21 protein-coding genes are annotated in these 23,759 nt (G+C 52.6%); 8 read left to right on the top strand and 13 right to left on the bottom strand.

Features of this window, described 5'->3' with window-relative positions:
- Positions 1-52: 52 nt before the first annotated feature.
- From ACM6IO_RS14860 to ACM6IO_RS14840, 5 genes are all read right to left on the bottom strand, one after another.
- Positions 53-835, bottom strand: a complete 783-nt coding sequence (locus tag ACM6IO_RS14860) for an ABC transporter substrate-binding protein (RefSeq protein ID WP_192228227.1) — start codon at positions 833-835, stop codon at positions 53-55.
- Between the two features lie 427 nt (positions 836-1,262).
- Complete coding sequence (locus ACM6IO_RS14855; RefSeq protein ID WP_192228226.1) at positions 1,263-2,417, bottom strand: alpha-hydroxy acid oxidase; 1,155 nt, start codon at positions 2,415-2,417, stop codon at positions 1,263-1,265.
- Between the two features lie 94 nt (positions 2,418-2,511).
- Entirely contained in the window at positions 2,512-3,429 is a 918-nt protein-coding gene (locus tag ACM6IO_RS14850; protein ID WP_414911749.1) for a LysR substrate-binding domain-containing protein, read from the bottom strand.
- Positions 3,430-3,813: 384 nt separating this feature from the next.
- Positions 3,814-4,776 (bottom strand): GntR family transcriptional regulator, encoded by a 963-nt coding sequence (locus ACM6IO_RS14845; protein ID WP_225610015.1) that lies wholly within the window; start codon positions 4,774-4,776, stop codon positions 3,814-3,816.
- A gap of 43 nt (positions 4,777-4,819) precedes the next feature.
- Positions 4,820-6,136, bottom strand: coding sequence for a CitMHS family transporter (locus ACM6IO_RS14840; protein WP_192496250.1), 1,317 nt, complete (start codon positions 6,134-6,136; stop codon positions 4,820-4,822).
- A gap of 351 nt (positions 6,137-6,487) precedes the next feature.
- Here ACM6IO_RS14840 and ACM6IO_RS14835 point away from each other — a divergent pair, with 351 nt between their 5' ends.
- The 4 genes from ACM6IO_RS14835 (at position 6,488) to ACM6IO_RS14820 (ending at position 11,905) form a co-directional block, all read left to right on the top strand.
- Complete coding sequence (locus tag ACM6IO_RS14835; protein WP_414911748.1) at positions 6,488-9,094, top strand: aconitate hydratase; 2,607 nt, start codon at positions 6,488-6,490, stop codon at positions 9,092-9,094.
- A 28-nt stretch (positions 9,095-9,122) separates the two neighbouring features.
- Positions 9,123-10,271 (top strand): 2-methylaconitate cis-trans isomerase PrpF, encoded by a 1,149-nt coding sequence (gene prpF / locus ACM6IO_RS14830; protein ID WP_192229336.1) that lies wholly within the window; start codon positions 9,123-9,125, stop codon positions 10,269-10,271.
- A 183-nt stretch (positions 10,272-10,454) separates the two neighbouring features.
- A complete protein-coding gene (locus ACM6IO_RS14825; RefSeq protein WP_414911785.1) occupies positions 10,455-11,168 on the top strand; it encodes a TerC family protein in 714 nt (237 codons plus the stop codon).
- Positions 11,165-11,905, top strand: coding sequence for a transporter substrate-binding domain-containing protein (locus ACM6IO_RS14820; RefSeq protein ID WP_414911747.1), 741 nt, complete (start codon positions 11,165-11,167; stop codon positions 11,903-11,905). Before ACM6IO_RS14825 ends, ACM6IO_RS14820 begins: the two co-directional genes overlap by 4 nt.
- Positions 11,906-12,304: 399 nt before the next feature.
- Here ACM6IO_RS14820 and ACM6IO_RS14815 read toward each other — a convergent pair whose 3' ends face one another.
- A complete protein-coding gene (locus ACM6IO_RS14815; RefSeq protein ID WP_192229334.1) occupies positions 12,305-12,673 on the bottom strand; it encodes a DUF6632 domain-containing protein in 369 nt (122 codons plus the stop codon).
- Positions 12,674-13,768: 1,095 nt separating this feature from the next.
- Here ACM6IO_RS14815 and ACM6IO_RS14810 point away from each other — a divergent pair.
- Genes ACM6IO_RS14810 through ACM6IO_RS14795 form a run of 4 tightly spaced genes read left to right on the top strand, consistent with a single transcriptional unit; the run spans position 13,769 to position 17,556 of the window.
- Complete coding sequence (locus ACM6IO_RS14810; protein WP_414911746.1) at positions 13,769-14,761, top strand: hypothetical protein; 993 nt, start codon at positions 13,769-13,771, stop codon at positions 14,759-14,761.
- A gap of 2 nt (positions 14,762-14,763) precedes the next feature.
- Complete coding sequence (locus tag ACM6IO_RS14805) at positions 14,764-15,396, top strand: DUF2997 domain-containing protein (protein WP_414911745.1); 633 nt, start codon at positions 14,764-14,766, stop codon at positions 15,394-15,396.
- Positions 15,397-15,918 (top strand): 4Fe-4S single cluster domain-containing protein, encoded by a 522-nt coding sequence (locus tag ACM6IO_RS14800; RefSeq protein WP_414911744.1) that lies wholly within the window; start codon positions 15,397-15,399, stop codon positions 15,916-15,918.
- A gap of 27 nt (positions 15,919-15,945) precedes the next feature.
- Positions 15,946-17,556 carry an AAA family ATPase gene (locus tag ACM6IO_RS14795; RefSeq protein ID WP_414911743.1) on the top strand — a complete coding sequence of 537 codons (1,611 nt, stop codon included), beginning with the start codon at positions 15,946-15,948 and terminating at the stop codon, positions 17,554-17,556.
- A gap of 231 nt (positions 17,557-17,787) precedes the next feature.
- On the opposite strand, the gene ACM6IO_RS14790 is transcribed toward ACM6IO_RS14795, so the two are convergent.
- The 7 genes from ACM6IO_RS14790 to dmeF all read right to left on the bottom strand — a co-directional run bounded on the left by ACM6IO_RS14790 (position 17,788) and on the right by dmeF (position 23,755).
- Positions 17,788-18,393 (bottom strand): hypothetical protein, encoded by a 606-nt coding sequence (locus tag ACM6IO_RS14790; RefSeq protein WP_414911742.1) that lies wholly within the window; start codon positions 18,391-18,393, stop codon positions 17,788-17,790.
- A gap of 190 nt (positions 18,394-18,583) precedes the next feature.
- Positions 18,584-19,045 (bottom strand): hypothetical protein, encoded by a 462-nt coding sequence (locus tag ACM6IO_RS14785; protein ID WP_192229330.1) that lies wholly within the window; start codon positions 19,043-19,045, stop codon positions 18,584-18,586.
- A gap of 81 nt (positions 19,046-19,126) precedes the next feature.
- Complete coding sequence (locus ACM6IO_RS14780; RefSeq protein WP_414911741.1) at positions 19,127-20,389, bottom strand: hypothetical protein; 1,263 nt, start codon at positions 20,387-20,389, stop codon at positions 19,127-19,129.
- Positions 20,390-20,836: 447 nt separating this feature from the next.
- Entirely contained in the window at positions 20,837-21,466 is a 630-nt protein-coding gene (locus tag ACM6IO_RS14775) for a DUF3885 domain-containing protein (RefSeq protein WP_223435645.1), read from the bottom strand.
- Between the two features lie 799 nt (positions 21,467-22,265).
- Positions 22,266-22,448: a DUF1289 domain-containing protein gene (locus ACM6IO_RS14770; protein WP_008033373.1), complete on the bottom strand. Its 183-nt coding sequence runs from the start codon at positions 22,446-22,448 to the stop codon at positions 22,266-22,268.
- Positions 22,449-22,450: 2 nt separating this feature from the next.
- Positions 22,451-22,807 carry a hypothetical protein gene (locus tag ACM6IO_RS14765; RefSeq protein ID WP_008044185.1) on the bottom strand — a complete coding sequence of 119 codons (357 nt, stop codon included), beginning with the start codon at positions 22,805-22,807 and terminating at the stop codon, positions 22,451-22,453.
- A 39-nt stretch (positions 22,808-22,846) separates the two neighbouring features.
- On the bottom strand, positions 22,847-23,755 hold the full coding sequence (dmeF, locus tag ACM6IO_RS14760; RefSeq protein ID WP_414911740.1) for a CDF family Co(II)/Ni(II) efflux transporter DmeF: 909 nt from the start codon (positions 23,753-23,755) through the stop codon (positions 22,847-22,849).
- Positions 23,756-23,759: the final 4 nt, after the last annotated feature.

Genomic DNA, 23,759 nt, shown 5'->3' with positions numbered 1-23,759 from the left:
AAAGTGGCGCAATCACTAAGTTGAGAGTTGCGCCATTACCAAGGGGAAGTAATTAGTCGCCAAAGACGTCGAACTGGAAGTATCTATCCTGGACTACTTTATACTTGCCATTAGTCCGGATGGCTGCAATGGCTGTGGAGATCTTTTCAGCCAAGACCTTATCTCCCTTGCGCACAGCAATACCTTTACCCTCACCGAAGTAATTCTTGTCAGTGAAGGCCGGACCTGCCAAAGCGAAGCCTTTGCCGGCGTCGGTCTTCAGAAAGCCATTATCGATGTTCACCGCATCCGCCAGAGTGGCGTCTAAACGTCCTGCGGCCAAGTCTAAAAAGACCTCGTTCTGCGAGCTGTAACGCACCACTTCCACACCGGCAGGAACCAGGACCTGGCTTGCGTAGCGATCAAAGGTTGACGCACGTTGCACACCGACTTTCTTACCTTTCAGATCAGTCAATGGATCGTTGATCACGGCACCTTCTTTCATCGCTAGGCGAGCCGGGGTATTGTAATATTTATCAGTGAAGTCCACCGACTTGAGACGTTCTTCAGTGATGCTTATCGATGACAGCACGGCATCGAACTTACGGACTTTAAGGGCAGGAATAAGACCGTCGAACTCTTGCTCTATCCATTGGCACTTGACCTTCATTTCTTCGCATAGGGCGTTCCCTATGTCGTAGTCGAAGCCGGTTATCTTGCCTTCCGAAGTCTTGTAGGCGAAGGGCGGGTAAGCTGCCTCGATACCTATGCGCAAAGGGGGCGTGCCATCGGCCATGGCAATCAATGGTGATATCAGAGACAGTGCCATGGCACCAATAAGTGAAGTTTTTCTCATTACGTGACTCCTTTGTAGAGTGGGGTTTTCGCGGGCAGGAATAGGACGTAGCAATGCTTGCCTATAAAAAGGAAGGGCATTGTCCTCGAGTGTTTATTATTTTTGTTTTTCTGAGTACCAACCCATTTGATGTGCGCGGTACTCCAGAAACTAATATTCCGTTTGCTGTTAAGATTACTTCCCTGGGAGTCTGTTTTTCGTATGTCTAAATCACTTCTTAAAATTAACTATGGGCTTATATTCTTGAAATTGATTAGGTGGTTGCGCTGAGTTTCATAGTTGAAATAATTTTGATGCTCTTTAGAGAAATACTGAGGATTAATCTAAAGTCGCTTCAGTTGAAAATTCGGAGAATTAACCAGTGCTGTAAAAATGGGTGAAAAAGTTTTCACCATAACTATACAAAAAAGCAATTTTGATGGGTTCGTTATGGCGTCGGGTAGCTACCAGGCAACAGAATGTTGTGATTGATTTGGCTGATGTCGGTATAGCCACAAAGTGCCATTGTAAGATCCATCTCTTTGGCAATGATCTCCAGTGTTTGCCGAACACCCTTTTCCCCAGATGCACCAAGGCCGTATAGGTGGGCTCTACCGATTAGAGTGCCTTTGGCGCCAAGAGCCAGTGCCTTGATCACGTCCTGTCCGCTGCGGATACCGCTATCGAGCCAGACTTCGACCTGGTTGCCTACTGCGTCAACAATGGCCGGCAGCATCTTGATGCTCGAAGGTGCACCATCGAGTTGACGTCCGCCATGATTACTCACGATGAGTGCATCGGCACCGACCTTGACTGCCATTCGCGCATCCTCTACATCCAGAATGCCTTTCAATACTAGTTTTCCACCCCAGCGCTGCTTGACCCAGGCAATATCGTCCCAGCATAGGCTCGGGTCGAATTGATCATACGTCCACTCAGCAAGCTGGCTCAGGTCATCGACGCCTTTGACGTGCCCCATGATGTTGCCGAAGTGGTGTCGGCGGGTGCCGAGCATTCCTTTGATCCAGCGGGGTTTGCTCAGCATGTTCAGGATATTTGCAGGGGTTGGCCGAGGAGGGGTGCTCAGACCGTTTTTCAGGTCTTTGTGCCTCTGGCCGCTGAGTTGCAGATCAAGAGTAAGCACCAGTGCATCACAACCTGCGGCTTTTGCTCTATCAATCAAGCGGCCGATAAAGTCACGGTCACGCATGATGTACAACTGGAACCAGAAAGGGGATCCCACCTCATCAGCAATATCCTCCAGCGAGCAAATGCTGACGGTCGATAAGGTGTAGCGAATGCCCGCCGATGCTGCAGCCCGAGCCGCAAGAATTTCACCGTCGGCGTGCATCATGCCAGCGAGCCCGGTCGGGGCGATAGCGACTGGCATTGCCATGTCGATTCCAAGCATCTTGGCTTCCAGTGAGCGGTTTTCGATGTTGCGCGCTACCCGCTGACGGAACTTGATCCGCGCAAAGTCACTTTCGTTTTCTTGATAAGTGCTCTCAGTCCAGGAGCCCGTGTCGACATAGTCATAGAACATTCTCGGCACACGCCGCTGAGCTAACAGGCGAAGATCTTCTACGCAAGTAATGATGGTCATACGGCCACTCCCCAAAAACATTGATGGGGATGCTAGCGGTTATGGAGCGAGTGAGCGGGGAAAAAAATGCGCGTCATCAAGGCGTTTTTTTCCGTTAGAGCGAGTGCTCCAATTGCATCTGGGCGCTGGATACCGCCTCGCAACAAATTTGCTTGAGCCAGGCTACGAACGCATCGGCCGCTACCGAAGGTTGAAGTACGCTCACTTCATAGTGAAAAGATGGTTTGCTACGAATCTTGCCTAAGGGTACCAACCTGCCATCAGCCAACCACGACCGAGCCAGCGATGGCCGAGCAAGTACCACCCCTTGGCCGTTCGCTGCTGTTTCCAACATCATGCCCAGGTCGAGCAACACCGGGCCCACATGAGGTTCTGGCAGATCCAGCTGGGCCTCATTAAACCAAGGACGCCAAGGCTCCAGCGGTGAGCGTAGCAGGGGGAGCCGGGAAATATCGTCAAGCAAATGCAGCGAGCCGAATCTGGTAAGCAAGTCTGGTGCTGCCAGGGGCTGCAGTTGCTCGTCCAGCAGTCGGTGCTCTGGTTCTACCTTGGCGCTATCGCCACTGATATTGATATCCCATGTACCGCCGATGCTGCGTACCAGAGGCGCCGAGAGTTGAATTTGCAGATCTATGTTTGGGTGCGCCGCGCTGTGCTCTGGAAGACGAGGAATTAGAATCTGGCGAGCGAAGGTCGGTGGACAGCAGATGGTGAGCCGCTGCTTTCGCTGGGTCAGGCGGCTATGCATTGGGATTGCGACCAACTGTTCTAGTATCGGCGTGATCTGTTCAAGATAGGCTTGGCCCTGAGCGGTGAGTGTCACGGTACCACCGAGGCGATTAAACAGTAGTACACCGAGAAGCTGCTCTAAGCCCGATATGCGCTTTCTGAGCGCGCTGCTGGTAACCGATAATGACTCAGCGGCTCGATCAAAAGACTCCATCTGTGCTGCGGCCTCGAATGCCAATAGGGCATCGAGAGAAGGGAGACGATAATCGTTGAATCCGCTCATGCTTGCTCCCGAACATTAAAATTTACTACACCTTGACTGCTCCCGACCGACTCGTTTTTCGATGAGGAACCAAGCGGAGCAGTGTATACCGTTCGCTTTTCATGTCTCTTGTTATTGGCTCCCAAGCCCCCTGATAAAAGCCGTCTGGCTGTCCTTGGTCGATGCACCGGATAGTGAGGTTGTGTTCAAGCGGACACGTTAGCCAGTACCCGCTCTGGTTAAATTAGAAATGATCTTTGTAATGATATAGGACAATCTGTGTTTTTGGGATGTGTGCATGAAGCCAACGATTAGCTAGAGGCTATCGTTTGGCAAAAGTCAGGAAGGGGTAAGTGAGCGCGACCTGTGAGGTCGCACTTGGCATGAAGTGAGGAGAGCGGGGGGTTATTCGAACAGAGAAGGATCTACTTTTTTACGTCGGGCCTGCTCCAGGTGTCTGCGCATCTGGTCTGCTGCTGCCAGCCGATCCCCTCGTTCCAGGCAGTCGAGGATCGCGAGATGCTCTTCCGCCTGGCCTTTGCGTGGGGCTCGTGTGCTGGCTTGACGGTATTCTACCAGTCGACGCAATTGGTCGAGACGGCGGACGGTTTGATGCAGGAAGCGATTGCCGGAGCACGCCGCCAGTGTCTCGTGAAACAGTGAGTTCGCCTCAAACAGCTCCTGAGGAGTCATAGTCAGGTAACCACCGTTGGCAATGAACTCCTGTTGTTTGCGACAGGTAGCAAGCGTTTCACGATCTATTTGAAATGTGGGTGAGAGCAGGCCAGAGGGCTCGATGGTTGCGCGGAATGAATAGCTTTCTTCATACGCCTCCACTGAATCGATCATGGGCAGAAGCCGCCATCCTTGACCCGCGCGTTGTTCAATCCATCCTTCCTGCTGGATGCGTGAGAGAACCGCTCTCAGTGCTGCCCGAGACACATCAAACCGACGCATGAACTCAATCTCGGTAAACAGCTCGGGAAGCTGTCGGCTGAGACGTAATTCGGCAAACTTCAGGTAGAGCGGATCGTCACTGCTCTCCATGACTTCCGAGGCGAGGTCTACTAGATCGTCGCTGGAGCGGGCTAGAAAAAAGCCTCGATTTCGGTCGTATGTGAGCATGCCCTTTTCGACCAAATGGCCCATGGCAAACTTGATTGGAGTACGTGAAACGTTAAGCGTTGCCGCCAGCTGTGACTCGACCAGGTGATGCCCTATATCGAAGCGTTCACGACGCACGTGAGAAACAATGTCACGCGCAATGCGTGCTTGCAGAGGACTTAGAGGCATTGGATCGAGAACCAAATAGAGCTGACCATGGAATCGCCATTCTAGCGTGTCGGTAAGCTTAACGGCAGAGACCATTTTTTTGCCTCTGCCGAGGTTTGTGTTGCTCCGAGCGCCTGTTTTATCGAACCTGGTAGAAGGGGAACGCCCCGAACAACAGGCCACCAGCGAGCAGGCCGAAGCTGGCAAAAATTGCCCACTTGAGAGCGAAGCGCTGGTGGTCACCCAGATCGACTTTTGCCAATGCGACCAACAGGTACAGGGACGGTACCAGCGGGCTCAGCAGATGGACAGGTTGGCCGACCACTGAGGCGCGGGCAATTTCAAGAGGCGTGATTCCATACTGAACGGCTGTCTGTGCGATCACGGGCAGAATGCCGAAGTAAAACGCATCATTGGACATGAAGAATGTGAACGGCATGCTGACCAATGCTGTGAATACGGCCAGGAACGGGCCGAAGCTGTGTGGAATGACAGTGAGCAAACTTTTGGCCATCGCATCCACCATGCCGGTTCCAGACAGGATGCCTGTGAATATCCCGGCGGCAAAGATCAGCGCGGTGACGGCCAGCACATTCGACGCATGGGAGGCGATACGTTCCTTTTGGTGTTCGATACTTGGGTAGTTGATCATGATTGCCAGTGCGAAACCGACCATGAAAAGCACCTGGATTGGCATGGCCCCCGCGACAAGGCAAGCGATCAAGGCGAGTGTGAGAATCAGATTTGGCCAGAACATTTTCGGACGGCGATGCACGTCACACTCTTCTGCCGATCCATTCCCCAAAGCCATCGATCCATGGTGAAAGTCTTCGAGATGAAGCACTCCGAGCGCGGCACGCTCTTTGCGACCCAGCACAATGGCCGTAAATATGAGGCAGGCCGCCCCCATCAGCATGGCAGGAATCATCGGTAGGAATATCTCAAGCGCATCGACATGCAGGGCGGCAGCGGCGCGCGCTGTTGGCCCACCCCAGGGTGAAATGTTCATGATGCCGCTGGCGATATTCACTACGCAGACCATACCCAGCACGTTCATACCCAATCGCTGGTAAAGCGGCAGAAACGCTGCACAGGCGATCATGTAAGTGGTTGAACTGTCGCCGTCCAGGGATACCAGCATCGTCAGCACGGCAGTGCCCACCAGAACCTTCAGCGGGTCTCCTTTCACCAGCTTCAAGATGAAGCGCACGAGCCCGTCAAAGAGCCCCGCGTCGATCATGATGCCGAAGTAAAGAATCGAAAACGTCAACATCACGCCCGTTGGTGCGAGGGTTTTGACACCGTCGAGCATCATGCCGCCGAGGCCCGCGTAATGGCCCCCGATCAAAGCGAAAACGATAGGTATCAGGATCAGCGCAATAAGCGCCGATAGGCGCTTTGTCATGATCAGGTACATGAAACAAATGACCATTGAAAAACCAAGGATTGTTAACACGGTCGTACTCCCACTTTTATTAGACGTATGTGGCTCTCGTCAGCCGCGTGGCTGTTCCAGATCCATGGTTATCAAGTCGAGGCTGGCTCGAAAAAAAGGGGAGTGAGGATGGAGCTGGGGCATGTGAGCTTGATCATGGTGAGCCTCGACTTTCTTATGTTTATTTTTTCTACCGTACCCAACCGGGCGCTGCGTCAAAGGAGCGACTGTGCACAGTAGAAATCGTTGGTTGGGGTACGTCCGATCTCGGGTTTGAGATGACTCGGACAAATCAACATTGATCTATATCGTGACAAAGTGCAATATGGCTCTCACAAAAACATTGCCCGTACAGCCTGTGAGGATTAGCCAATGCCTAAGTCAAAGGGTCGAACCGTTTCCGCCAACGGCATCGAGTACCGTGTAAGTGATATTCGGGGGGTTGTGACTGACCTGGGCGGTGACTACGCCAAGCTGCCCTATAGCCTGCGAGTTCTTGCCGAGAACGTTTTGCGTGGTGAGGGCGATCCTGAAGCCGCACTTAAAGTGATATGTGCCCGTTCCAAAGAATTCGACATCCCGTTCCGCCCGGCCCGGGTTGTGCTGCAGGATCTGCTGGGTACGCCAGCACTCGTAGACCTCGCTGGTTTGAGAGATGCCGTCGCGGAGAAAGGTGGTAATCCGCGCTTGGTGAACCCGGTGACCCCAACCCATCTCGTTGTGGATCACTCGCTCAACGTCGAACGTTGGGGCGATGCCAGTGCTCTTGCTGATAACGAGGCTATCGAACGTGAACGCAATGCGGAGCGTTTCCAGTTTCTGGACTGGTGTAACAAGGCTTTCAGCAATCTCTCCATCATTCCCTCGGGCAAAGGCATCCTTCACCAGATCAACCTCGAGCGTCTGACCACCGTTGTGGGTACTCAGCGCCGTGATGACGAGCTGTGGGCTTTCCCGGATACGTTGGTAGGTACTGATAGCCACACCACTATGATCAACGCCATTGGTGTGTTGGGCTGGGGTGTTGGCGGCATTGAGGCCGAAGCCGCGATGCTGGGCAAATCACTGATGCTGCGCCTGCCGGAAATCGTTGGCGTGCGTCTGGAAGGCACATTGCCTCAAGGCTACCTCGCGACCGATATTGCACTGGCGTTGACTGAACAACTTCGTAATGCAGGTGTGATCGGTTCCTTCCTCGAGTTCTTTGGCCCGGGCGTGCCCCAGCTATCACTGGCAGACCGTGGAACCTTGTCGAACATGGCGCCGGAATTCGGTGCAACAGCAGCAATGTTCGCAATTGATGACCGGACGCTGCATTACTTGCGTATGACGGGGCGTGGCGGTCAGATTTCGGGACTGACGGAAGCGTATGCGCGGGCACAAGGTCTCTGGCATGACAGTCTTGCCGAGGCTGAATACAACCGTGTGGTAACACTCAATCTCAGCACTGTTGCACGCTCGATAGCCGGGCCTAAGCAGCCACACCAACGCATCGTATTGGGACAAAAGGCGCCTGCCACCAATCTTCCTGCCGGTCTGGACAATGGCTCGATAGTTCTCGCTGCCATTACCAGTTGCACCAACACCTCCAACCCAAGGGGAGTAATCGCTGCGGGGCTGGTTGCGCGTAACGCACGAAAGCGTGGACTGAAGAGAGCCCCCTGGGTGAAAACTTCGTTCGCTCCTGGCTCCATGGTGGTATCGGACTATCTTGAGCGGTCTGGCCTGAATGAAGATCTGGACGCTTTAGGTTTCAACCTGGTTGGCTATGGCTGCACCACCTGCAACGGTATGTCCGGCCCGTTGCTCAGCACCGAAATCGAAGACGAAATTCGTGCTCGCAAGTTGGAGACTGTGGCTGCGACTTCAGGCAACCGTAACTTTGAAGGCCGAGTCCACCCACTGGCGCGCGAAGTTTTCATCATGTCGCCACCGTTGATCGTCGCTTATGCGATTGCCGGCACCTACTTGATTGACCCGGAAAAGGACGCATTGGGTCTCGACGACAAGGGCGTACCGGTCTACCTACACGAGTTGTGGCCGAGCGATGAGGAGCTGACGCAAATCGAAGCTGATAATTTGACTGCCGATCTGTTCGACAAGGCCTACGAGGATGTTCCGCGTGAAGCAGGCTTGATCGCCAGCGATCTGCGCGCGGGCGTCAGAGACCAATATGCCTGGCAAGAAAGCAGCACCTACATCCGCAAACCTCCATATTGGAGCGACGCGGTGACTGCGACAGACACAGCCAAAGACCTCAGCAACATGCGTGTGTTGGCCATGCTCTCGGACAACATCACCACCGACCACATCTCACCATCTGGCGCGATTCTTCCAGAAAGCGATGCGGGCCAGTACCTGCAATCGCACGGCATCGCAGTACCAGACTTCAACTCCTACGGTACGCGTCGTGGCAACCATGAAGCGGCGCAGCGTGCGACCTTCGCAAGCCCTCGTTTGAAAAACGAACTGCTTGAAGATGGCCGTGAGGGCCCGTGGACGTTGCTTCTGCCCGAGAAAGAGGTCACCACGATTTTCCAGGCCGCCGAGATCTACGCACAACGTAAGCAGTCGCTGATCGTTGTCGCCGGTAAGGAGTACGGAAGTGGATCCTCGCGCGACTGGGCTGCAAAAGGCCCCCGTCTGTTGGGTGTTCGTGTGGTCGTGGCCGAAAGCTTCGAGCGTATTCACCGCACCAACCTGGCTGGCCTCGGCATTCTTCCGTTGCAGTTTGAGGACGGTGTTTCTCGTCAGAGTCTGGGCCTGAATGGACGTGAAACATTCAGCGTTGAAGGCATCACCGCAGACTTCCAGCCGGGCGCAAAAATCACGCTGGTGATCGAGCGTGAGAGTGGTGAGAAAGAGCGCGTCACGGTCGTGAGTCGTCTGGATACCTTCGAAGACGTCCGCTACTTCCGCAGCGGTGGTTTGCTGCCACAGCTTCTGATCGAAAGCATGAAGAACGCATCCGTTAACTGATGCACCGCTGATTCGTTGGAGTAAAAAAATGACCCAAAGACGTATTCCTGCCGTTTACATGCGTGGCGGTTCCAGCAAAGGCGTGTTCTTTCTTGGCGAGAATCTGCCACCAGCAGGTGCGGAGCGTGATGCGATCCTGCTTCGTGTGATTGGCAGTCCGGATGTGTATGGCAAGCAGATCGATGGGATGGGCGGCGCCACCTCCAGTACCAGCAAGGTTGTGATCATCGGTAAATCCACCCGTGATGACTGTGATGTGGATTACCTGTTTGGTGCGCCGGCGATTGAGACCCCTGTAATCGATTGGTCAGGTAACTGCGGAAATCTGAGCTCGGCGGTTGGCCCTTACGCGATTTCCGAAGGCTTGGTGGATGCACCTCGCGATGGCATGGCAGTTGTCCGCATCTGGCAAGCCAACATCCAGAAGCGAATCATCGCCCACGTGCCAATGCGTGATGGTGAGGTTCAGGAAGAGGGTGATTTCGTACTCGATGGCGTAGCTTTTCCTGCTGCCGAAGTTGTCTTGGAATTCCTCAATCCCGGTGGTTCAGATGGCAGCATTCTGCCAACCGGAAATGCCATCGACGAATTGGACATTCCGGGCGTCGGTAATCTTGCAGTGACACTGCTGAATGCTGGCAACCCGACCATATTCGTAGACGCGGATAAGGTGGGCCTGAAAGGCACCGAAACTCAAGACCAGGTTAACGGTGATGCGCAGTTGCTTGCACGGCTTGAAATCATTCGCGCCCATTGCACGGTGGCCATGGGCTTGGCCGAGAGTGCGGAAGAAGCAACGCGATTGCGTCCTCATACTCCGAAGCTATGCATGGTTGCTAAACCTCAAGCCTACAAGGCAGCGGGTGGCAAACAGGTAGAGCCAGGTGACATCGACGTGATTGCCCGGATTCTCTCGATGGGCAAGCTTCACCATGCAATCACTGGCACCGGCGCTGTTGCTGTCGCAGTTGCAGCAGCACTTGATGGCACGTTGGTCAATCGCATCGTCGGCGACGTCAGAGATCGTCAGGTACGCATGGGACACACCGCTGGCAGCGTCGCTGTTGGTGCGAAAACCGCCTTTGTAGAGGGGGCCTGGACAGTCGAAAAAGCAGTCATGAGCCGCAGTGCTCGTCGACTGATGGAAGGCTGGGTACGCATCCCCGAAGTGGTTTGATTTGCCAGTGTCATGCCGAGCGACGCTCGGCATGAGCACACCTGATTCAATGTCGCATTTGACGTTGACAGACATTCAGGTGGACTCACTGAAAATGGCCATGTGATTAAAACCGGCAGCCCTGTTTGTATGACTTTCAAAACGACCTGACCGCCTGATTCGCAGAGACCTGGAATGCTTACTTTGATCGAACTACTCAACTCGCCAACGTTCTGGCTGGCAGTGGCGCAAATCATCGCCATCGACATCTTGCTCGGGGGCGACAACGCAGTTGTCATTGCATTGGCATGCCGCAAGCTCCCGGAAGCTCAGCGTAATCGCGCCATTCTTGGTGGCGCGCTGGGAGCCATAGTGCTCCGCATTGTGATGATTTTCTTTGCACTGCAATTGTTGGAATTGCCGTACCTAAAGTTCATCGGGGCAGCACTGCTTCTCTGGATTGGTATCAAAATGCTCGTTCCAGAGAAGGAGGATGCGCATGACAACCTTGCAGCCAGTCCTCGGCTGTGGGGGGCGATCAAGACAATCATTGTCGCTGATGCTGTCATGAGCCTGGATAACGTTGTTGCGGTCGCGGGAGCATCTAAAGGAAGCCTGGAGCTGGTGATCTTTGGCATCGTCATCAGCATTCCAATCATCATCTGGGGCAGCAAGCTGGTGCTCCATTTTATGGATCGGTTTCCATTGATCATCACACTCGGGGCGGCATTGCTTGGCTGGATCGCCGGAAGCATGGCTGTCGGTGACATCAGCTTGCCAAGCCTCCCGTCACGGTCGCACTACGCAGCTGGTGTGGTCGGTGCGATGTTGGTCTTGATTGTGGGCATGCTCGTGAAGCGTCGTCAGCAAACTGATGGCGAGCCGTCTCCAGAGATTGAAAGAGGTGAGCAGTTATGAGTTCTGATATTGCAGCTGTGCGTCGCGATTTGGCCCCTTATGGCGAACTGCGGGTAGCCATCAATCTAGGTAATCCAGTCCTGGCCCAGCGCGATGAAGCCACCGGCACTTTAGGAGGTGTATCTGTTGCGTTGGCAAATGCATTGGCACAGGAGTTGGGTGTCGCGGTCAAGCTGGCTGCATACGATGCCGCTGGGAAGGTGTTTGCTGCCTTGGAGGACGGGCAGTGGGACTTGGCGTTCCTAGCTATTGAACCAGTACGCGCGGAGAAGATCGCCTTTTCAGAACCTTATGTGAGTATCGACGGCACCTACCTCGTTCGTGAGCAAAGCCCTTACCAAAGTGCATCTGACCTGGATGCGCAAGGTCACAGGATTTCTGTAGGTCGTGGTGCCGCGTATGACTTGTATCTCACACGCACTCTTCAGAGAGCTGAGCTCGTCAGAGGGGAGACCTCAGCGAGCGCTATTGATCTGTTTTATGAGCAGGGATTGGAGGCCGCAGCGGGAGTGCGACAGCCATTGGAGCGGTTTGCAACGTCAGCTCAGGGAGTAAGGGTGCTGGCAGACAACTTCACCCAAATTCGCCAGGCGATGGCTGTTCCGAAGGCTCGGAGCATCGCAGCTGCGTACATTCAGGATTTTATAAGTCGTCGCGTAAAAGATGGCTTCGTGGCAAATGCGCTAGCCGAAAGTGGGCAACATGATGCGCGAGTGGCACTGCCAAAAGCGTACTAATCCAGACAGCATTTTTGCTCCAGTTTTCGGACATCGTTGTTCAGTGTTTGAAAAGTGAAGGCTCCAAGTGCGGCATCGAAGATTACCTTGAAATCAGATATTTCTGTTTTAGCGTGTAGTGATGAGGGTAAGCGTGGAAAGTAAAAGCCGGTTGAATTATCTCGGAGCGCCATTGGTGGGAGTCATCGGTGGTCTGCTGGCGAGTTGGGTTAGCTGGCCCTTGCTGCGCAATGTGATTCTCTGCAGGCAGTTTTTCAATCGCATATAGCGCGCAAGATCCTCCGCAGGTAGCTTGACCAAGGAATATCGGTGAATCGACTGCATATTCGATAACAGCCAGGCGAAAATCGACAACCCGACAATTCCCAAAACGTGAGGGCGTACCCATTCGGCGGCCAATTACGAACGGGGCGTCAAGATGGCCAAGGCAACCGCCACGATGAAGAGCGCTGGCACGTCACCTGCCAAGTGCCCCATTTGCCCCGGCTGGGTGACCGCCTGGACGGCCATGATTCCTCCGTGTATGGCGCTAGACCACACGGTGAACCAGATCAGGCTCAGATTGGCTAATGGATCACGTGCGGCCAGGATCAAGAACACGCCAAGTGTGGCGTAGATGCCAACGATCATCATCGGGTAGTCCGAGTGACCGACGTGCCAGGCCCAGCCGGACGGCCAGAACAACATAAGTGGGTAGAGAGCAAGGCACGCGAGGCCAGCCAAAACTAGAACGACACGCAAATACCTGAGGCGATCGACTACGGTCATGGCGGACTACTCTTTGGGCCTAAGACCCCAAGTTGGGGTGATAACGCCTTCACAGGCTTGATGGATAACATTCCTTGCTCTGTCGTCTATCCCTGACCAGGCCGGGCATTGTGATAGTCGGGTAACCGCTGAAGGGGCTTATACACCATGGACGGAAAGCCCAATCTGCTCAATCAGTTCCGGCAGTAGACCAAGCATAGCTACTCATTTTCTATCGCTCCGTCCACCGAACGCTTCTGGCCGATTGCTGCCTGTCACGAAGGGCAGAAAACGACCCGAAGCTTCCCTTCGCAGAGGGCAGCTAACGGCTGTGGCCGGCCAACCACTCCGGAGGCCCACCAGCATCGTGGGCCCGCATCGTCGAACTGAAGTGTAACTTCGGGTTGAAGTAAGACCTGGAAACGATAATCGAAACAGGGGTTCTTGCCGAATCATCGTTTCCGCAGGGCGCTTTAGCACTGATAGCCTTTTTCAGGGTTAGCTGATTTGTGTCGCAACAACTATGCCGATAGTGTTCCCCGTTCAGTTTCAATAACTGGAGGCGTTTTTTGAAGTCCGATCTTGGCATTCGCAAACGAGTGCTTGGCGCCTTGCCGGAGCTACCGCTCGAGTGTAATGTACACAGCAGTTACGATCTGTAGCGGAGCCAACTACCCGTGATGCTCTCTATTGATGATGCCAAAGCGTTAGGTATTGAGCGTAAGGTAATTACCTTGAAATATTGTGTTTAATCGTTCGTGCTTGCTGCATGTGTAACTGCAACAACCCAGGCCACTACAAAATCGGAAATCTGTGGATGGCCCGCCGACATTTATAGAGCAACGCAGGAGAGGTGCGCCTGTAATACGGGGAATGGCCGCTGCGAGGTGCTCGCTGCGGCTGAAAAACCAGAAATGAGTGAGTGATCTGAGCGTTTTGGATCGACTCGCCACTTTCAAAATCGGCAGTGGTCGAAGTTAGCCCGAAACGTATGGCTACTTCAGACCATCCCTAGCGCGTGATAAAGCAAAGATTGTCATGTAGCATAGATCAATGAGTAGTTCTACAGTCAGCCCCTCACTACGCGCTTCTGCACCAACTCTAGAAGGTTTGTGAATGATAAAGACTATCCCGATGTGGAAAATGATGATGGCCACCAAAGGTAAGAAAACGGGACTTGCAATACTGGCATGCTTACCTGTTTTCATCGTTACCGGTGCGTGGATGTTTCTTGAAGGGTTGCAAAATGGGCAAAAGCGCCAGGCTGCAATGGGGCTTATTGGTCTGATTTTTTTTGGTGTGTGCCTCCTGCTATTTGCACCTTCAAAAAAGTATATTCCCGGCAAAACATTTCAGGCTTATAGAAATAAAAAGCTCAGTACAAAGACGGCCATAAATTACGGTTACGGAATCATTGTTTTTATTTTCGCAGTTTTTGTGGCTCTTGCACCGGAAGACGCGCTGAGAGCAATAGGCTATGGATTAGTAGGCATCTTTAGCCTTTATGTTCTGTCAAAAAGCTTAAAATTTCACGCAGATATCGATTTTTCGACAAATGAATATTTGGCAACCGCTCTGGGATTTCCTGTGGGGGAGAAAATTCTGGTCAGCTACCAGAATTTTGATGCTGACGAGGTTGAAGTTGGTAGCAATGCTTTTGCCGCAACAGCGACAAAATTCATTGTAGCGTCGTTTGATGGGTATCTTTGGAGAAAGCTGTCGCGGGATCTGAATCAGGTCTCGCGCATTGGGATCGCTGGCGATGAAAATCAAAATTACTTCGTTAAATTGCAATTCAATGATGGAGCCGATGCTTTGTTGCGCATTGGGCTATATGAAAAGCTCACATCAAATCCCATTCTGGTAATAAGAAGGCTGCTGGAAGCGATTGATGCAAGTCTTCTTTGTGGTAGTGGTGCATCACAGACAGCACAAAGACGTCGGGTAGTTGTCAACTCTGGAACTCCAACATCGGTTTCAGAAATTGTTGCGCCTGAGGCTGCGCTTGCATCCACGGCGCCTATGCGCAACATTGAGGTAGCCCCTGACGTAATAATTGCTATCCAGAACGCCGAAGAAGTTGTTTCCGGTCGCAGGCTGGAGCTTTAACAATGTCTCATTGTACAAAGTTTGAATTTTCTTATGTTAATGAAGAAGCCATTGCCAAAGCGTTCGGCAAGATGGGCCTAAGCCCAACGACTGGTCTGGTTTCCGTATTTGCCAGCGACTTCAGTAAAAAGGTATTGAGCAAAATAGGCTATATGGGCAAGCAGCAATTTAGGGCTGTTTGTGGCCAAACGGCTGATAAATTCAATCTATTTGTTTGCCAAATTGAGGAGGGCTCCTACAAACTCCTCATCGAACGGGGAACTATTTCGTCCGACGACGAAGCGATAATGGCTGATTTGGCTTTAAGCTTTCAGAAAGCGTACATCAGCGTAGCCATCGATGAAACCATCAAGCGCATAGACGCATCAGGTGTTCCAGCAAGAGTGAAAGAAACTCTTCAAGGGTTCGAGGTCGAATTCGGACCTAACTACGAATACAGCATTCATGTCACCTTTACGGGCGATGAAATTACGGAGGAAGTGCATGGCGTGAAAGGCGATATTTGCACAAAACTTACTGAAGAACTTGAATCTCTACTTTCTAGCCCTACTGCGGAACTTATGACTGAGTGGAAGCCGGAATATACCGTAGTCCATGAAGAGCAAACCCTTCAAATTCTCAGTGCGAATTTCTAAATGGAAATCAATGTACACCATATGGAGTTGAGCAGCGTTAACGGCCCCGGGTTGCGCTTGACATTATGGGTGCAGGGTTGTGCGCTGAATTGTAAGGGGTGCTTCAATCAGAAGACCCACGCTCGCGAAGCGAGTACGCTGATGCCTGTTTATGAATTGGCACAGAAGATAAATGCGCTGGACATCGCTGGGGTTACCCTCTCTGGGGGGGAGCCGCTCGACCAGGCACCAGCCTTGGAGCAATTAATACATGCCGTCAATGGCGAGAAAAACTGGATACTTTATACAGGCTATACGCCAAAAGAGATATTCCAGAATGAAGCCATGATTCGTGTTGTTAAAGCCGTAGACTTGACGCTGGCTGGTCGGTATCGGCATAACGCGAAACATCCCTATCAGCACAAGCAGATTATCAAAACCAGCGACAGAGTCGACATTGACTTTTTCCGTGCTAGAAGAGTTGTCGAGTTTGTTGTTTCAAAATCTGGCGTTACCAAAACCGGTCTTCCGATGCATGTATAACTCAGTTCAAGCGCAGGGATAATAGGCATGAGCCGTACCAAGCAGATAACAGATTACCTCAAAGCGCGTTATGCGATTTTGGTCATTGAAACTTTCGAGGAAGAGCGTGCACTCAATGAAGTTTCTGAAATCGCCAAGGCGCTTGGCCATCGTTTGTTCGTTTGGAACTCGACGCTAGGAGTCCAGATAAATGGCGTCGTGGCTGGGGATAAAACCTTTGATTTGAAAATGGCCTTGGACTTTTGCGAAGAAAAGGCGAAGGAGGAGGGCAGCAAAAATATTTTTGTTTTTTGTGATGCTCATAACTACCTTTCCTCAAGCTCAAATCCTGTCTATCGTCGTCGACTTCGAGATTTAGCCATAAATATCCGCTCACGTGGATATCGAAGCAATTGCATTATCGTGGCGCCCAGCTTTGAAATTGCCAATGATCTTCAAAAGGAAATCACGTTGATTGATTTTCCTTTGCCATCAAGAGATGAAGTTAAGGCTCAGATAAATAACTTTGTTAATTCCTGGCAAGGCAACAGCAGCGTTAAGATTGATCTTTCTAGCGAAACCAAAGATAAACTCATTGATGCCGCTTTGGGCCTCACGGGATTAGAAATTGACAATAGCTTGTCTCGTTCATTGGTATCCAGTCTTAGTGTAAATGAAAATACCGTAAAAGATCTGCTTTCCGAAAAAAGACAAATTATACGGAAAACAGGTATCTTGGAATACATCGACTCAAAGGTAAATCTCGAGGATGTTGGAGGGCTGGCAACTCTTAAGAAGTGGCTCCATTTGCGTAGCCAGTGTTTTGGGCAGATTGCTCAGGAGTTCGGTGTCGGAACCCCGAAGGGTTTGCTCTTAACTGGAGTTCCTGGTTGCGGTAAGTCTCTAACGGCGAAATGCGTATCGTCGTCTTGGAACATGCCCTTGTTGCGCTTGGACATGGGGAAAATCTTCCAAGGGGTGGTTGGCTCTTCAGAATCCAATATTCGTTCCGCACTACGTACTGCCGAAGCTATTTCGCCCTGCATCCTATGGATCGATGAAATTGAAAAAGGACTTTCCGGCTCTTCCGGAGGAGCATCTGATGGTGGCACGGCTACACGCGTATTCGGCACACTGTTGACTTGGATGCAAGAAAAAACGGCGCCTGTTTTTGTGTTTGCCACCGCTAACAACATCAACAGCTTACCTCCGGAGTTGTTGAGAAAGGGGCGATTCGACGAAATATTTTTCGTTGACTTCCCGTCGACATTAGAAAGAAAGAAGATTCTTGAAATACATCTGAAGAAATTGAAACGTGACCCAGAAAAATTTGATTTGGATCGATTGGCTGCTCTAGGAGGCGAGTCGAATTTTGGTAAAGACATTGTGCTTTCTGGTGCTGAAATCGAAGCTTGGGTTGGGGACTCGCTGATTGAAGCGTTCTCACGGCGGATGAATGGCTCCGGTGATGTAAGCGACCTGACTATGGTTGATTTTGAAACTACTATTTCGCGTTTAGTACCAATGAGCAAAATGCGTAAAGACGAGTTTACAAAACTTCGTGATTGGGCGAATCAAAATGCAATTAGCGCTTCGGCTAAGGTTGCCGGTCAGAGTGATACGGAAACTCAAATCGGCGGCAGGCAAATTGATTTTTAATCTGCGGTGATTTTTCAGTGGGTAAGGCTTTGTTGCACAAGTCGCGGCTGATGGTCTGGCCGTTTGTTGCCTGTTGTGAAAGGCAGATATCGACCCAATGCAGTCCTTCTTTTTCATTGCGTCTGTAACTGTCGGCTCTCGACAGGCCCGGCGCATCGGGCCTGCATTGGATTCTTGCGCTGCAATTGCTGCTGGGACTGTTTCGCTCGAAAGGTCAGGTCAGGTCAGGACTTAGGATCCGGCTGAGCGATTCATTCCCTGCGTACACGGATTAAAAATCTGGTAAATACTCTCGCTGGATCCTACATAGGTTTTGGTACCTGGAACCGCCACCGCCGAGTAATTCTTGCGATCGGTGACCTGAATAAAATTTCCTTGCCCAGCCGTGAAGCTCTCAGTGTTTGGCGGCACTAGCACGCTCAGGAACTGGGCTTTCTTGTCGAGGGCCAAGGCACCTCCCACGGTAATTGGCGCCAGCATGGCGGCCCAACGTTCACTGAATAGGTAGAAGGTATCGGCTGCGGCTCTGCCACTTTGCAGGTGGGCACACTGCACATCGCTGGCGTTGATGACTTCAGCTTGCTGGTAGATGCCGCCCTTATAGAAGGCCAGTACTAGCTTGCTCTTGGTCAGCACACCCAGGCCTTGCTTGGGTCTGCACACTTGCAAATCACCATAGGCAGATAAACACCAGTTGGTTTCGGTGATAGTGACGATTTCGTCTGCTCTGAGCTTCAGATCGCGTTCAATATTGGCGCGGGCTTCCGGGGTTTCGTAAGGGATGGCGCATGCGCTCAATAGAGCTGCGAGGGTAAGGGCGAGTAGCGGGGTTCTCATCAAGCGTCCTTTGCTGCTGGAAGGTACATGTAAATGACGAATATTTTTTGCAAATCTCTTCTTTCAACACTCTACGAGTCAAGCAATCGCGAGAGCAGGAGAAAACAGCCGCCCTCGAAAAACACTAGACAACGAAACACCCGCTGAACGATTTTCTGGGCAGCGACGCTGGTGCTACGGACGTGGGCCGTCAGTGCACGCGGGTGCTCACTACCTCGCCAGTGACTGCATCCTCCAGCCACACTTCAAGCCGATTGAGACCCACATACCTTGAGCGCGCCATTATTTTCTGGCCAGGTTTGCCCTCGAACTTCAGGTCCGCAAACAGGAAGTAGCGGGGCAACTGGTATTCCAATTGGATGGTGTAGGTGCCAGGCTTCAACACCGCGCGCTGCGGGGAGTCGTTCTTGTAGTAGTACGTAGAGAACGGGATGTTGCCGACTTTGTTGTCGTTGATCCTTATGATGTTCAGGTCCGGCTGGAGATCGGCGAAGTGACGCTGGGCCCTGTCCGCATAAGTATCTGTCTCGACCACGGTATAACGCGACTCGTCATCCGCCGTGGCGGGATCGACGTTGGAGTACGCGGGCATTTCCGCACAACCGTGCAGGCACAGCAGTGCGATAACAAATGGAAGGACGAACTTTCTCATCAATAGATCCTATTGTTGCGCAAAAAAACAATGCTATTTGTCCTGTCCGGGTCTGGCAGACAGTTCAGTCTCGATGACTGCTCAACGCACAACATTCACTGCTGTGAACGTGTAAACGCTCTTCGTATTTTTCGACGTCGACTCCAGTGTCAGGGAAACCCCCAAATCCTCGATAAAGGCGGCGGAAGTTTTACTGGTGCCCTGGTCGCACTCCAGCGCGATGGCGTCACCTGTCAGCGAGGTGAATACTTGCCGGGCAGGAAAGCGCTGACCCACGGTGCAAGTCGTCGACTGCTTCATGGGTTTGTCGGTTGGCCGAGCAGGCACTTCTTCCATGACCAGACGAGTGCTCAACGTCTCGCCGGGGCTCCAGCTCGTCGGGGCCTTGACCTCAAGTTCGCGGGTGAGCAACACACGTCCATCGCCTATGCCGTTCATTTTCGACTTCAACTGAATCAGGCCCGCCTGGGTGAGACGCTCGACGTGGAAGGCTTCGTTGTAGATCTCATTCTTCTTCAGCAAAGCGCCGTCTGCGGTGTACTCAACCGTCACCGGACGATCCTTGATCGCATCGCCGGTTCGGGTGGCATAGGTGTAGCTCAACGTTTTGAATTTCGGTTTGAGCAGCGGCGAGTCGAGGCTCTTGAGCACGCCCTCCGGTACGGCGACGCCGGCAATGCTCGTATCCGGTTGTGGCTGAGGATAATCAGCCGGCGTGATGTCCGGGCGCAGTTGGGCGAGCATCGCACCGTCAACGGCGCCTTGCAGGGAACAATTGACCCGCGACTGAGTGCCCTGTTTGCCTTCCGCCTCGACGATCAAGATGCGTTCCACACGCTTGCTACCCGGCGCCGTGCCTGGCTGCGGCTGGATGAGTCGCCATTGATCACCGACCTTGAGTTCACTGCGCACATAAGACGAGCCAATATTCTGCAGTTGCCCCGGTTGTTCCATCAGCGGCGCGAGGCGCCTGGCCACTTCGTCTACGCCGCCTTCAACAATGAAGCCCCAGTAATAGTAGTGACCCAGTTGGCCGAGGTCGCTGCTTTCGTCGACATAGGACAGCAGTTTCATACCGGCAACAATCGGCGTACCGCGCAGAGGCACCGAATTTTCCGGGTTGCTGCCACGGTTTTTGACGGCTATCCACGCCGCATCTTTTCGCTGTTCAATAGGCGCAATCGCGCCCCAGGCATCGCGGTGTGTGTTCAGGCTGGCGAAGAAGTTGGCGTCGCAGTGGGTGAGTGCCTTGAGCGTTTCGGTCAACGCTGCATCGTTGGCTTGGGCGACGGTGGGCAGGAGCAGAGCGCAAGCGAGGAGCAAAATGGGGGACGGCAGCTTCACTGAATGGATGTCCTTATCTATGGGCCATGCGGGTGGAGGCATATGGCCATTATCCAGACATTGAGAGGTTAGCTCCAGTCGTTCTTGTCCAAATCGCCATCGACCAGCGGCGCTTTTTACCTGCTCACACTCCAATCAGCGTTAAAAGCCTCCGGTTGATGCACTGACCGAAAGCAGTGATCGAGTCATCGCGCTTCTCATTCAGCGGCGACGCCTGTAAATCACGACCTGACCGGAGGTCGCTATGACCAACGTTAGTCCAGAGTACGAAAACCCATAGGCTCTCACTTCGGTTTCGATGGCTAGTTTGTGAAAGGTAGCGGGCCGATTGTGTTCGGCGCCATGAAGCCATGGGTTATTAGGGGGCAGACCACATTTTCTAAATGTGGTCTGCCCCTGAAATCCTGGGCTGTGGGCACGGTTTCAGCACCAATGTAAGCAATGAGGCTAGCGCGCAGGCCCTGCGAATGTGGTGTCCATCTTGTGTCGGTCGTAATCCAGCAGGTATGTATGATGCTGACGATAAAGCTGTGAAAGCAGGTCTTTGTTGGGGCCAACCACATCCATACCTCTGTCGTCGTAGGGGAAAACCATGACGTGCTTCTTCAAATTGAAGAGGTATAAAGCGCAGTCGGGTTTAGGCTGAATTGCGGCAAAATCCTTAGCCAAAGCACACCAAAGAAATGCTTGAAGCAGAGTCACAGGCGCTTGAAATGCGATGTTGATCCAATACTCCGGTTCACTTTCGCAAAACCATTCCTCCAGATCTATCTCCTCACTCCAGACTGAGCATTCCGTGGGTATGTTAATACCGGCAGATCGAAGAGCGTGAATCACGGGCCGATGAGCAAATCGGTTGCTGCCAGAATGAATGCGCAGACAAGCAACAAGCGTCGCGTCATTAAGGAAGATATCGCTGCAGATCTTTGTTGATTTTCGTAGTGCTGTTAGAAATTGCTCAATCACTCCACCAGTTTCAGAGAGCTCAAAACGCAAACCTCCTGGATAGGAATAGAAAAGTGGCCTGGCAAATGCTTCGCCCCCAAAAATCCTCTCAATTTCAAGTTGTAGATTCACTTGATCCCTTCATGGCTACAAGCCCGACTCCATAGCTTGGGCGGTGCAGAGGGATATTACTGTATACGTAAGATCTGAGCTAAGCCGCGAGCGTCCGTATATGGCTGTGGATTCAACTGATAGGAGTCGACATCAGCCTAAAATCAACATAAAAATCCGAGAGCCGATGCCTATGTGGACGGTAGTGCTGAGGTATGTGATATCGGTGTATAGCTTATTCCAGCGCTAGCCAAGAATCCTTTCTCATCAAATTTGGCCCAAGCGCTTCCCCATGAAAACCTTTCCAGGTCGGTCTGGAATGAGCGTGAAAGCTGTCGCCTGAATGAGTTTTTTAGAAAGTTGACTTCTAGTTCAATTGATTCTCTCGTAGGCCAGCCGGTTTCGGTTCCTGTGGTTGGCACAGGCGCGCCAATATGGACTTCAGTCAGTCGACCAGAATGGAAGGAAAGCGCCAAACCACCCGATACGCCTTCAATGCTGATTCCCTGATACGTACGCCACACGTACCCGTTTTTGTGAACCTGTTCGGATCGGTAGAGCTGCGCGAGTGGTGCCGCTGTGGTATCGGAGGTAAATGTACTGTCGATGACAAAGTTGCATCCAGCAATTGCTATTTGGATAGAGCCATCTTTCGGGTTGATGGTGAGAGCGGGATTCAATTTCTGGCGGCCTATCAGTCTAGTAGTGTGTAAGGAACAATTGGGAACAGACCACGATATGGGGTTATTAGGGGACAGACCACATTTTCTAAATGTGGTCAGTCCCTTAAATCCCAATTGCGGGCATCCAGCTCAAGCGACTATCCCTGCGCTTTCTTCAACCCTTTCAAGCGCACATTCGCCCTTTGCACAGCGGCCATTTTTTCAGGCCGCTTCATGCGTTTCCACTTTCTGATGTCTTCCTTGCTCCGTCCACAACTCACACACAGGTCGCCACTCAGTTGGCAAACCGAGATGCAGGGGTTTTCGATTTCTTTAGCCATCGTCAATAACCCTTGGCCAGGCGCTTCTGCCAATTGCCACCGTGAGTGCGCTGGCATTCTTCCTCGGAGTCAAAGCGGACATTGAGGTCTGATGGGCTCAGATCGATGTTGGCCTCATTCAAGGCGATGGCCGTCAGCTCAAAGATGCGTGTCTTCGCATTAACCTGGGCGAGCTTTTTGTCAGCGAGGGTTTCGAACACCCAGATCACCTTCAGGGTTTCAGCCAATGCGTTCAGGTCAGTGATGTGGGTGAGCCAGGTAAAACCCTTGATTTCACCTTTTGCTGTTTCGCACGCATCAGTGAGCGTGGCAATCAATCGGCGTTCGATCCGCGCCAGTTCACGTTTCCCTGGGGGCATTACGGTTTCCTTTGGAGGCAGTGGAGGGGAGGCGCTGAATCAGGCCGGTCGAAACTCGACCGTCAGATGGCTGACTTCATGAACCGGCTTCAGACGTTCACGAATGCTGTCGGCGTTCGCAGTGGCTTCACCAAGGACGCTGACGATGGCCGCATGAGCTTGTGGTCCAACTCGCCAGACGTGCAAGTCAGTGATGGTGGCATCCCCAGGTTTCTCAACCAGTTCACGGATTTCCTCGGCAACGTGTGCGTCTGTCTGATCCAGCAGTACACCTGCGGTGACCCCCATCAAGATCCATGCCCAGCGCGCGATAACGATAGCGCCGACAATGCCCATGACCGGGTCCAGCCACACCCAACCGAGATACCGGCCGGCGAGCAGTGCAGCAATGGCCAGAACCGAAGTCAGCGCGTCCGCGATGACGTGGACGTAGGCCGATTTCAGGTTGTTGTCGTTCCCATGATGGGCATGGTCATGATCGTGCACATGACTATGCCCGTGACCCAGCAGCAGAGCACTGACAATGTTGACGATCAAGCCGGCAATCGCGATGAGCGTAGCGGTGCCGAACTGAACTTCCGTTGGCTGCAAGAGACGTATGACGGACTCGACGCCAATTCCCAGGGAGACCATACCGAGAATCAGCGCCGAGGCGAACCCGCCCAAGTCTCCAACCTTTCCGGTGCCGAAACTGTAGCGCTGGCTGAAAGCGTGGCGTTTTGCGTATCCATAAGCGGCCGCCGCGATGCCCAATGCGCCGGCATGGGTTGCCATGTGAAAGCCATCGGCCAGCAACGCCATCGAGCCCGTCATATACCCGGCGGTGATCTCGCCGACCATCATCACAACGGTCAGTATCACAACCCAAAGCGTACGCTTGGCATTTTCGTCGTGCGCTGAGCCAAGGAACATGTGGTCGTGTGTGTAGTTGATGTTGGAGCTGCTCATGAGT

The sequence above is a fragment of the Pseudomonas sp. IT-P44 genome (assembly GCF_949768225.1).
GTDB classification, from domain to species: domain Bacteria; phylum Pseudomonadota; class Gammaproteobacteria; order Pseudomonadales; family Pseudomonadaceae; genus Aquipseudomonas; species Aquipseudomonas migulae.
This window is presented reverse-complemented; position numbering and strand designations above follow the sequence as displayed.

Excerpts from the sequence above, each read along its gene's own strand:
- ACM6IO_RS14795 (WP_414911743.1), top strand. The coding sequence starts at position 15,946 with ATGAGCCGTACCAAGCAGATAACAGATTACCTCAAAGCGCGTTATGCG.
- ACM6IO_RS14790 (WP_414911742.1), bottom strand. The coding sequence starts at position 18,393 with ATGAGAACCCCGCTACTCGCCCTTACCCTCGCAGCTCTATTGAGCGCA.
- ACM6IO_RS14785 (WP_192229330.1), bottom strand. The coding sequence starts at position 19,045 with ATGAGAAAGTTCGTCCTTCCATTTGTTATCGCACTGCTGTGCCTGCAC.
- ACM6IO_RS14800 (WP_414911744.1), top strand. The coding sequence starts at position 15,397 with ATGGAAATCAATGTACACCATATGGAGTTGAGCAGCGTTAACGGCCCC.
- ACM6IO_RS14835 (WP_414911748.1), top strand. The coding sequence starts at position 6,488 with ATGCCTAAGTCAAAGGGTCGAACCGTTTCCGCCAACGGCATCGAGTAC.
- dmeF (WP_414911740.1), bottom strand. The coding sequence starts at position 23,755 with ATGAGCAGCTCCAACATCAACTACACACACGACCACATGTTCCTTGGC.
- ACM6IO_RS14770 (WP_008033373.1), bottom strand. The coding sequence starts at position 22,448 with ATGGCTAAAGAAATCGAAAACCCCTGCATCTCGGTTTGCCAACTGAGT.
- ACM6IO_RS14765 (WP_008044185.1), bottom strand. The coding sequence starts at position 22,807 with ATGCCCCCAGGGAAACGTGAACTGGCGCGGATCGAACGCCGATTGATT.
- ACM6IO_RS14855 (WP_192228226.1), bottom strand. The coding sequence starts at position 2,417 with ATGACCATCATTACTTGCGTAGAAGATCTTCGCCTGTTAGCTCAGCGG.
- ACM6IO_RS14850 (WP_414911749.1), bottom strand. The coding sequence starts at position 3,429 with ATGAGCGGATTCAACGATTATCGTCTCCCTTCTCTCGATGCCCTATTG.
- ACM6IO_RS14805 (WP_414911745.1), top strand. The coding sequence starts at position 14,764 with ATGTCTCATTGTACAAAGTTTGAATTTTCTTATGTTAATGAAGAAGCC.
- ACM6IO_RS14820 (WP_414911747.1), top strand. The coding sequence starts at position 11,165 with ATGAGTTCTGATATTGCAGCTGTGCGTCGCGATTTGGCCCCTTATGGC.
- ACM6IO_RS14815 (WP_192229334.1), bottom strand. The coding sequence starts at position 12,673 with ATGACCGTAGTCGATCGCCTCAGGTATTTGCGTGTCGTTCTAGTTTTG.
- ACM6IO_RS14845 (WP_225610015.1), bottom strand. The coding sequence starts at position 4,776 with ATGGTCTCTGCCGTTAAGCTTACCGACACGCTAGAATGGCGATTCCAT.
- prpF (WP_192229336.1), top strand. The coding sequence starts at position 9,123 with ATGACCCAAAGACGTATTCCTGCCGTTTACATGCGTGGCGGTTCCAGC.
- ACM6IO_RS14860 (WP_192228227.1), bottom strand. The coding sequence starts at position 835 with ATGAGAAAAACTTCACTTATTGGTGCCATGGCACTGTCTCTGATATCA.
- ACM6IO_RS14810 (WP_414911746.1), top strand. The coding sequence starts at position 13,769 with ATGATAAAGACTATCCCGATGTGGAAAATGATGATGGCCACCAAAGGT.